The sequence below is a fragment of the Puia sp. genome (assembly GCF_036500295.1).
Lineage (GTDB): Bacteria > Bacteroidota > Bacteroidia > Chitinophagales > Chitinophagaceae > Puia.
In genome coordinates this window covers 21,560-29,882 of the sequence record NZ_DASYCH010000102.1, presented here as the reverse complement: position 1 = coordinate 29,882, position 8,323 = coordinate 21,560, and the positions used below count along the sequence as shown (strand labels likewise).

General features: G+C 57.7%; 5 protein-coding genes and 1 pseudogene. 2 read left to right on the top strand and 4 right to left on the bottom strand.

Features of this window, described 5'->3' with window-relative positions; all coding sequences use genetic code 11:
- Together VGM48_RS19870 and VGM48_RS19865 are read right to left on the bottom strand one after the other, a co-directional pair.
- A pseudogene (locus VGM48_RS19870) lies at positions 1-204 on the bottom strand (NIPSNAP family containing protein); the annotation flags it as partial.
- 2 nt (positions 205-206) lie between these two features.
- Positions 207-1,466 carry an ectonucleotide pyrophosphatase/phosphodiesterase gene (locus VGM48_RS19865; protein ID WP_331582178.1) on the bottom strand — a complete coding sequence of 420 codons (1,260 nt, stop codon included), beginning with the start codon at positions 1,464-1,466 and terminating at the stop codon, positions 207-209.
- A gap of 53 nt (positions 1,467-1,519) precedes the next feature.
- Here VGM48_RS19865 and VGM48_RS19860 point away from each other — a divergent pair, with 53 nt between their 5' ends.
- Together VGM48_RS19860 and VGM48_RS19855 are read left to right on the top strand one after the other, a co-directional pair.
- The gene (locus VGM48_RS19860) at positions 1,520-3,070 is read left to right on the top strand and encodes a serine hydrolase (RefSeq protein ID WP_331582177.1); all 1,551 of its coding nucleotides are present in this window, start codon (positions 1,520-1,522) and stop codon (positions 3,068-3,070) included.
- 98 nt (positions 3,071-3,168) lie between these two features.
- The gene (locus VGM48_RS19855) at positions 3,169-5,553 is read left to right on the top strand and encodes an ABC transporter permease (RefSeq protein ID WP_331582176.1); all 2,385 of its coding nucleotides are present in this window, start codon (positions 3,169-3,171) and stop codon (positions 5,551-5,553) included.
- Between the two features lie 61 nt (positions 5,554-5,614).
- Here the strand turns inward: VGM48_RS19855 and VGM48_RS19850 are convergent, their stop codons facing one another.
- Together VGM48_RS19850 and VGM48_RS19845 are read right to left on the bottom strand one after the other, a co-directional pair.
- On the bottom strand, positions 5,615-6,076 hold the full coding sequence (locus VGM48_RS19850; RefSeq protein WP_331582175.1) for a hypothetical protein: 462 nt from the start codon (positions 6,074-6,076) through the stop codon (positions 5,615-5,617).
- 112 nt (positions 6,077-6,188) lie between these two features.
- A complete protein-coding gene (locus VGM48_RS19845) occupies positions 6,189-8,309 on the bottom strand; it encodes an endonuclease MutS2 (RefSeq protein WP_331582174.1) in 2,121 nt (706 codons plus the stop codon).
- Between the last annotated feature and the right edge of the window lie 14 nt (positions 8,310-8,323).

Genomic DNA, 8,323 nt, shown 5'->3' with positions numbered 1-8,323 from the left:
GCAGCCGGCGCGGTTGAGGGCGGGGAGCAGGGCTTTTTCGAGATAGGCGGTGGTGAGATCGCGCTGCGCGTTTTCGGCGAAGGTATAGGTACGGAGCTCGTACCATTGTTGTTTTGAGCCGCGGGTATTGTCCATGTTGCTGCTTTTAAAGGGGAGGGCGGCGCCGGCGAGGGCTGCCGAATGGAGGAAGTTGCGTCTGTTCATGGTTATTTTTTGAGTGTGTTATCGAGAACGTTTCCGGAGCCGTCGATGGGCTGGGTGATCTTCAGGCCGAGGATGTGCGCCAGCAGCGGGTACAGGTTGACGTTTTCGAAGGGCGGGATGGTCAGCCCGGTTTTGAAGGCGGGGCCCCAGGCGTAGAAGGTGGCGCCCATATCGGGGATGCTGTTGTCATAGCCGTGCTCGCCGGGGATCATGCGCATGGTGCGGGAATGGAAGATCAGGGGGTAATGGACGACGAGGAGGATGTCGCCGATGCGATGATAGCGGTCGTCCCTGTCGCTGTAATGCCAGCGCGCGGGAGTTTCCTCGGGCAGGTAGACCTCATAATCCTTTGCGACGGTCTTGAGCGCGGTATAGGTAGGGGCAATGTCCGCCTTGTTCTTTGCATAGAGATGGATCATCGTGCCACCGAAGGAGACGATGAATTTGGTGGTGTCGACCACATCGGGCAGGAGCACGACCTTTGTCGTGTCGACCTGGGCCATGCCGTGATCGGAAACGAAGATGTAGTTCACCGGGAGGTGGAGGGAGTCAACTATATTGGTCATGCGCTGGATAGCGTCGTCCACCTGGTGGACGGCTTCTTCGGTCTCTTTGGAATTGGGGCCATAGAAGTGTTCGGCATGGTCCACCCAGGAGAGATAAAATGTTATGAGATGCGGGCGCTTGTCTTCGGGCAGGGTGAGCCAGTCCCGGACGGCCTGCAGGCGGGTGTCGATGGAGATCTTATCGTTGAACCGGTAGTAATAGGTGGGGCGGACGCCGTCGATATTGGTCTCGGAGCCGACCCAGAAGAAGGAGGCGGTGAGCATTTTTTGCTGTTCGGCGAGGACCCAGATGGGGGTGCCGCCGTAGAAGGTGCTGTCTTCGACGGCGAGACGGTCGCGAATGCTGTAGCCACTGCCTTTTTTCATATCGAAGAACGTGTTGTCCACGAGGCCGTGATGGCTGGGGTACAGGCCGGTGGCCAGGCTATAGTGATTGGGGAAGGTAACGGAGGGATAGGATGGGGTCATCGAGGTCGCCTGTACGCCTTTTGCGCGGAGGACCTGCAGGTGGGTGGCGTGGTACTTGTCGGCGAGGTCGTGCCGGAATCCGTCGGCGGAGATGAAGATGATATACGGTTTTTTCTCCTGTTGAGCGCTGTTGGCGCGTCCGGGGATCACTTTTTGGGTGGAGTCGGTGATCTGGGCGGACACGGCCAGGCAGGAAAGGGCGAGGGCCAGGAGCAAATAAAAACGCATATAATTTGTTTGCGTCAAACATACCGATAAATTTGTTTGTAAAATCAACGAATATGACTGCTGTTAAACTGATCCAATGGGGGCGTCTTCTCCTGCTTTTTGTTTGTCTGCGTGTCAGCGCACAGACCGATCCGTTGCCGCGGAGTACGCCGGAGAAAGAGGGGGTGCCGGCCCAGGCCATCATGGATTTTGTGCAGGCGGCGGGGAAGAGTAAGAACGAATTCCACAGTGTGATGGTCGTGCGGCATGGGAAGGTGATCGCCGAAGCCTGGTGGAATCCGTATGCGCCCAATCTGAAGCACACGTTGTATTCGACGAGCAAGAGCTTTACGGCGGCGGCGGTTGGATTTGCGATTACCGAGAAAAAATTGAAGCTGACCGATAAGGTGATCTCCTTTTTCCCGCCGGAAGAGCTGCCGAACCCGGTGCCGCCGAACCTGGCCGAGCTAACGGTGAAGGACGCGCTGATGATGTCGGACGGGATGGACCCCGATCCCAGCCCGAGGATTGGGTTATCGGCCGATTGGGCCAAGACGTTTATGGCTACGCCGATCGTGAATAAACCGGGTACGAAGTTCCTTTACAATTCCGCGGGGACCTATATGCTTTCGGCGATCGTCCAGAAGGTGACGGGAGAAAAGGTGATCGATTATCTGCGGCCGCGGTTGTTCGATCCGCTGGGGATCACGGGCGAGGATTGGGAGACGAGTCCGCAGGGGGTGAATACGGGTGGCTGGGGGTTGCGGCTGAAGACGGAGGATATGGCGAAGTTTGGCCAATTATATCTCCAGGACGGGCGATGGAAGGGGAAGACGATCCTGCCGAAGAGCTGGGTGAAGGAGGCTACGACGACGAAGATCCTGCAGAACCCGAATATCCCTTCGCCTTCGGATGCCGACGGTGACTGGGTGCAGGGATATTGTTATCAGATGTGGCGGTGCAGGCATAATGGGGTGAGGGCCGATGGGGCGTTTGGACAGTTCATTATTATGTTACCGGATCAGGATGTCGTTGTCGCGATACAGGCGGAGACGCCGGATATGCAGGATGAGATCAACCTGGTCTGGCAGTATCTGCTGCCGCCGATGGTGAACTGGTCGCTGAAGGACGATCCGGATGCGGATGGGAAGTTGAAGAAGATGCTGACGGGGCTGGCGCTGCCGCCGCAGAAGGCGAATGCGACGGGCGCCGATTTCAACATCAACGGGAAGACGTATGCGCTGGAGACGAACGACAAAAAGATGAAGTCGATCGGCTTCCGGCTGAACGACGATAATTCCTGGCAGGTGTCGATCGCGGATGCCGCGGGAACCTATTCTTTTCCGTTTGGCGACGGTAAATGGCTGCGGACGTCGACGACGCGGCTTGGGCCGGATCTGACGGCGTATGCGACCAATCACTTCGTGGGGATGCCGGCGGTGATGACGGCGGGGAGCTATCACTGGACCGATGAGAATACGCTGGAGCTGGTGTTGCGGTATATCGAGAGTCCGCATACGGAGACGATGACGTGTCATTTCGAGGGGACGGGGGTGACGATCGAGGATGCCGCGAGTTTTGATTATGGGAAGAAGAAGGTCGTGATGAAGGGATCGTTACAGTAGACGTATCGAAAGCGGACAGTTTTGCGGGTCTTGCCCGGCACAAGAGATTAGCTTCCAGTCAGATGCGGGTTTGGCATCGGGTTCGCGGCGGGATAGCTATGATAAAGAATTATCTGACGGTCGCGCTGCGCCATCTGTGGCGGAATCGCGCGTTCTCCATTATCAATATTCTTGGATTGGCCATTGGGATGGCCGCTTTTTTTCTGATCTTTTTATGGGTGAGCCTGGAGACGAGCTATGATAATTTTCATAGCAAGGCGGATCGGATCTATCGGGTGACGTCGACGATCCGGACGCCGACGGGTGTGGATTCGATGGGGGTGACGATCACGCCGATCGCCCCCAACGTGAAGAAGGAGTACCCGGAGGTGGAGGATGCGGTGCGCCTGGGCCGGGACGAGTTTCTTGTCCGCCGGGGGGATGCGCGGTTCCAGGAGAAGCGGACGGTGCTGGCGGATTCGGGTTTCTTCCGGGTCTTCGATTTCCCGCTGATCGCGGGTGACCGGAACACGGCGTTGACCGCGCCGATGAGCGTGGTGTTGTCGCAGTCGACGGCGCGGAAATATTTTGGGGACGGCGATCCGATGGGCAAGCAGGTATTGCTCACCGGGGGTGCGGTGCCGGCGACGGTGACGGGGGTGATGAAGGATATCCCGGAGAATTCCCAGATCAAGGCGGATCTTTTTGTGTCGCTGTCTTCGTACCGGCCGCTGTACCACCGGCCGATCCAGGATAGCGAATGGACCAACCATGGATATTACACCTATATCCTGTTCCGCCCGCATACGGATGTGGCGGGCTTCGAGCGGAAGCTGGCGGATTTTATGGAGCGGCATCACGGGGCAGAGGCGCGGAAGCTGCAGATGTTCGAGACGCTGCACCTGGAGCGGCTGCGGGACGTGTACCTGCGGTCGAAGCTGGACGGGTTTGTGACGGGCAGCCTGCGAAATGTATGGATCTTCTCGACGATTGGCGTGTTCATCCTGCTGATCGCGTGTATCAATTTTGTCAATCTGACGACGGCGCGGAGTACCGAGCGGGCGAAGGAGGTAGGTGTGAGGAAGGTGATCGGCGCGGGGCGGACGCAGCTGGCGCGGCAGTTTATCGGCGAGTCGGTGTTGATCTGTCTGCTGGCGTTTGTGGTGGCGTTGTCGTTGGCGGCGATACTGATCCCATCGTTTAATATATTGGCAGGGAAGACCGTTAGTACGGGGGTTTTCTCACATTGGATCTATGTGGCTGGGCTGTTCCTGCTGGCTATCGGCATCGGGGTGATTGCGGGGTTCTATCCTTCGCTGGTGCTCTCGGGTTTCCGCCCGGTGAGTGTGTTGAAAGGCCGGTTTGCGACGGGGACAAAGGGCTTGCTGCTACGGCGGGGGTTGGTGGTCTTCCAGTTCGTGATCTCGACGATCCTGATCGTGGGGACGATCGTCGTATACCGGCAGGTGAAATATATGCAGACGCGTGACCTGGGTTTTGCCAAGGACCAGGAGATGGTCATCAAAACGAATTTCGATCCGAAGAAAGAGACTTTTAAGGCATCGCTGGCGAGTCTGCCGGGGGTGCTGTCGACGACGATTGCGAGCGGGTCGCCCGGTGACGGGTATACCTCGACCTATTCGACCCTCGAGAACCGGAAGGGCGAGATGCAGCAGATGAATATCGACACGTATTTTGTCGATTTCGATTTTATCCAGCAATATGGATTGAAGATGGCGGCGGGGCGGGCTTTTTCGCGGGACTACCCTAGCGACACGGGGCGCGCCATGGTGATGAACGAGAGTGCGGTGCGGATGCTGGGCTATCGCAATGCGCAGGACGCGGTTGGCCGGAACTTCGATCAGTGGGGCCGGCAGGGGAAGATCATCGGGGTGATCAAAGATTTCAATTACAAGTCGCTGCGGGAGAGTATCACGCCGATGGTGATGCGGATAGAACCCTATGGATGGGGGACTATCTCGGTGAAGGTGGCGGCGGCGAATCTGCCGGCGACGATCGCGGGGATCGAGAGGAACTGGAACCGCATTATTCCGAACCGGCCATTTGAGTATACCTTCCTGGACGCCGCGTTTGATCAACAGTATTCGGCGGAGGTCGGGTTTGGGCGGCTGTTCTTTTATTTTGCCGCGCTGGCGATCTTTATTTCCTGTCTGGGGGTGCTGGGGCTTGCGGCTTATAGCACGATCCAGCGGCGCAAGGAGATCGGGGTCCGGAAGGTGCTGGGGGCGAGTGTGGGAAGTATCATGGAGTTGCTGTCGCGGGATTTTTTGCGGCTGGTGGGGTTGGCGCTGGTGATCGCGTCGCCGATCGGCTGGTGGGTGATGGACCGGTGGCTGAGTGATTTTGCCTATCGGGCGCCGATGAGCTGGTGGATATTCGGTGCGACGGCGGGGGTCTCGCTGCTGGTGGTTTTTGTGACGATCAGCGTGCAGGCGATAAGGGCGGCGACGGAGAGTCCGGTGGTGGCGTTGAGGAGTGAGTGAGGCGCGGGAGCAAAGGATAAAAAAACAAAAACCCGGGGCCAGGCCCCGGGTTTTTTTATGGCTAGTGGTGGCCGTTGTCGTGGTGGCGGCGGTCTTCGTTGGCGTCGCGCTTGTCGTGCCAATGCTTCTGATAGCGGTTGTCGTGGCTGCCGCGGATGAATTCCTGGCGGTCGTGTTCGCCGCGGAAGTGGTCGTACATTCTCTGGTGTTCCTGGTAGTGGAGGTAGGGTTTTGGTTCGTTGATGACTACCTTATGACTGTGATAGAGGTCGAAGTCATGGTAGCGGGCGGGCAGGTCCTGGGAGAAGACCCAGCGGCCTCCGCGCTGATAGACGAACTGGTGATTGGGGACATAGTAGTAGGCCTGGATGTCGGGGATGTAGTAATACTCTACATGGTCATACCCCGTGGGACCCCAGGAGGGCTGAACGCCGATGTTGACGGAAAATTTGATCTGTGCTTGCGTGGGAGTGGCGAAGGCGAGGCCGATCAGGACGGCGCCTGCCAGAAGGTGCTTTTTCATACGTTTTGAGATTTAAAGTGTTCGATTTAGGCCAAAGATAGTGCCAAAGTTGGGGTTTGGCAACAACAGGAAGGATTGTGGGGAAATCGGCGCCGTGAACGGATGCGGCGGTTTAGCTATCCAGCGCTTCCTGGGGTTTGTCCTGGACGACGGTGAGGTCGGCGAGGTCGACGGTGATGGGGATGAGGCCGAGTTGTACGACGGCTTTTTTGCCCCGAATATCTTTCACGGTGCCGACCTGGTGGTTCTTTTTCATCATGACCTTGTTGCCGAGTTCGATGCTGCCGCCGATCTCGGTGTAACGGGCGTCGAATTTCTTGCGGACCTTTTCGTTGACCTGCTTTTCCTTTTGTTTGAAGAGGAGGGCCTGCATCTGTTTGATGACCTCGTTCTTGTCGTCGGTCTTTCGCCAGTCGAAGATGATCTGGCGGAGCTTGCGTTCCATCTCCTTGAGGTAGGCGATCCGCTCTTCGGTGATCTTGTTCTGGTGTTTCAGGAGTTCGACCTGCTGTTCATGGCGTTCGCGATGGATGAGGGCCTCCATTTCCTTTTTCAGTTTTTCGTTCTCTTTGAGGAGGCGGTTGAGGTCCTTTTCCCTTTTTTCGAGGGCGGCGAGGTCCTGTTCGGTGGCGTTGAGCAGTTTGTCGAGGCGGAAATGATCTTCGTCGACGAGGTTGCGGGCGCGCTGGATCAGCCGGGGGTCGAGGCCGATGCGTTCGGCGATGGAGAAGGTATAACTGCTGCCGGGTTTACCGATGATCAGCTTATACAGCGGCAGGAGGTTGGCCTCGTCGAAGGCCATGGCGCCGTTGACGATGCCGGGGGTCTTGCCGGCCATGACCTTCAGATTTAGATAGTGCGTGGTCACGATGCCAAAGGAATGCTTGCGGACGAGTTCTTCGAGGATGACCTCCGCGAAGGCGCCGCCGAGATTGGGATCGGAGCCGCTGCCCAGTTCGTCGATGAAGAAGAGGGTGCGGCCGTTGGCGTTCTCCATGAAGTACTTCATGTTCTTCAGGTGAGAGCTATAGGTGCTGAGTTCGAATTCGAGACTTTGGGTATCCCCGATGTGGATCATCAGCTGTTTGAAGATGCCCATTTCGCTGTCGGGGTGGACGGGGACGAGGAGGCCGCTCTGGAGCATAAGCTGGAGGAGGCCGACGGTCTTTAGGGTGACGGTCTTGCCGCCGGCGTTGGGTCCCGAGATGACGAGCAGCCGTTCTTTCTCGTTGAGATTAATATTTGTGGGGATGGTGGGCTTGTTGTTCTTGCGGTTGTACAGGAGCAGCAGCGGGTGGTAGGCCTGGCGCAGCACGACATGGGATTTATCCACCAGCAGGGGGAAGTTGCCGTTCATGTCGCCGGCGAGGCGGGCCTTTGCGCGGATGAAATCGAATTCGCCGAGGATGTCGTGCCATACCTGCAGCAGGGGGGCATGACTTGAGAGCCGGGCGGTGAGTTCGCGCAGGATGCGGTTGACCTCTTTGCTTTCGGCGTGCTCGAGGGAGAAGACCTCGTTGTTGAGCTGGATCGTCTCTTCGGGTTCGACGAAGCTGGTGCGGCGGGTATCGCTCTCCCCGTGAAGAATGCCTTTGACCTGGCGTTTGTGTTCGGCGAAGATGGCGACGACGCGGCGGCCGTTGAGAAAGGATTCTTCGATATCGGCGACGTAGCCAGCCTTGCCGAGCTTGGAAAGGATGCGGTCGAAGACGCGGCGGAGTTCGTTGCGTTTGCGATAGAGGCTGAGACGGATGTCGGCGAGGTCGGTGGAGGCGTTGTCGCGGACCGTGCCGCCTGCGCTTTCGTCTATGATCTCGTCGATGGCCTTTACGATGGCCTTTTCGTAGTGGGTATGTTCGATGACGCGGCTGAGGGCCGGATAGGCGGTGCGGCGTTCGGGGTCGAACCACCGGAAGATGGAGTCCATGCCTTCGGCGAGGCGGCGGATCTGGAGGAATTGTTCGCCGCTGAGGACGGCGCCGGGGATGCCAAGGAGTTTTAGTTCGCGGGCGAGGTTGAGGGTATTATCGTTTGGAAAGTACTGGCCGTTGCTGAGCAGGAGCTTGTATTCGTGGGATTGACGAAGTTCCAGCTCGATGAAATCGCGGCGGGTATGGATACGGAGATCTTCGGCCCTGGAGCGGGCAAAGTCGGTGTTGCAATGCTCGGCCAGAAGGTGTTTCACCTTGTTAAATTCCAGTTGCACCAGGGCTGATTCGGGGAAGATCTTCATTGGTCGGCAAAGGT

Coding starts and splice junctions, on each gene's coding strand:
- VGM48_RS19865 (WP_331582178.1), bottom strand. CDS start 1,466: ATGCGTTTTTATTTGCTCCTGGCCCTCGCCCTTTCCTGCCTGGCCGTG.
- VGM48_RS19860 (WP_331582177.1), top strand. CDS start 1,520: ATGACTGCTGTTAAACTGATCCAATGGGGGCGTCTTCTCCTGCTTTTT.
- VGM48_RS19855 (WP_331582176.1), top strand. CDS start 3,169: ATGATAAAGAATTATCTGACGGTCGCGCTGCGCCATCTGTGGCGGAAT.
- VGM48_RS19850 (WP_331582175.1), bottom strand. CDS start 6,076: ATGAAAAAGCACCTTCTGGCAGGCGCCGTCCTGATCGGCCTCGCCTTC.
- VGM48_RS19845 (WP_331582174.1), bottom strand. CDS start 8,309: ATGAAGATCTTCCCCGAATCAGCCCTGGTGCAACTGGAATTTAACAAG.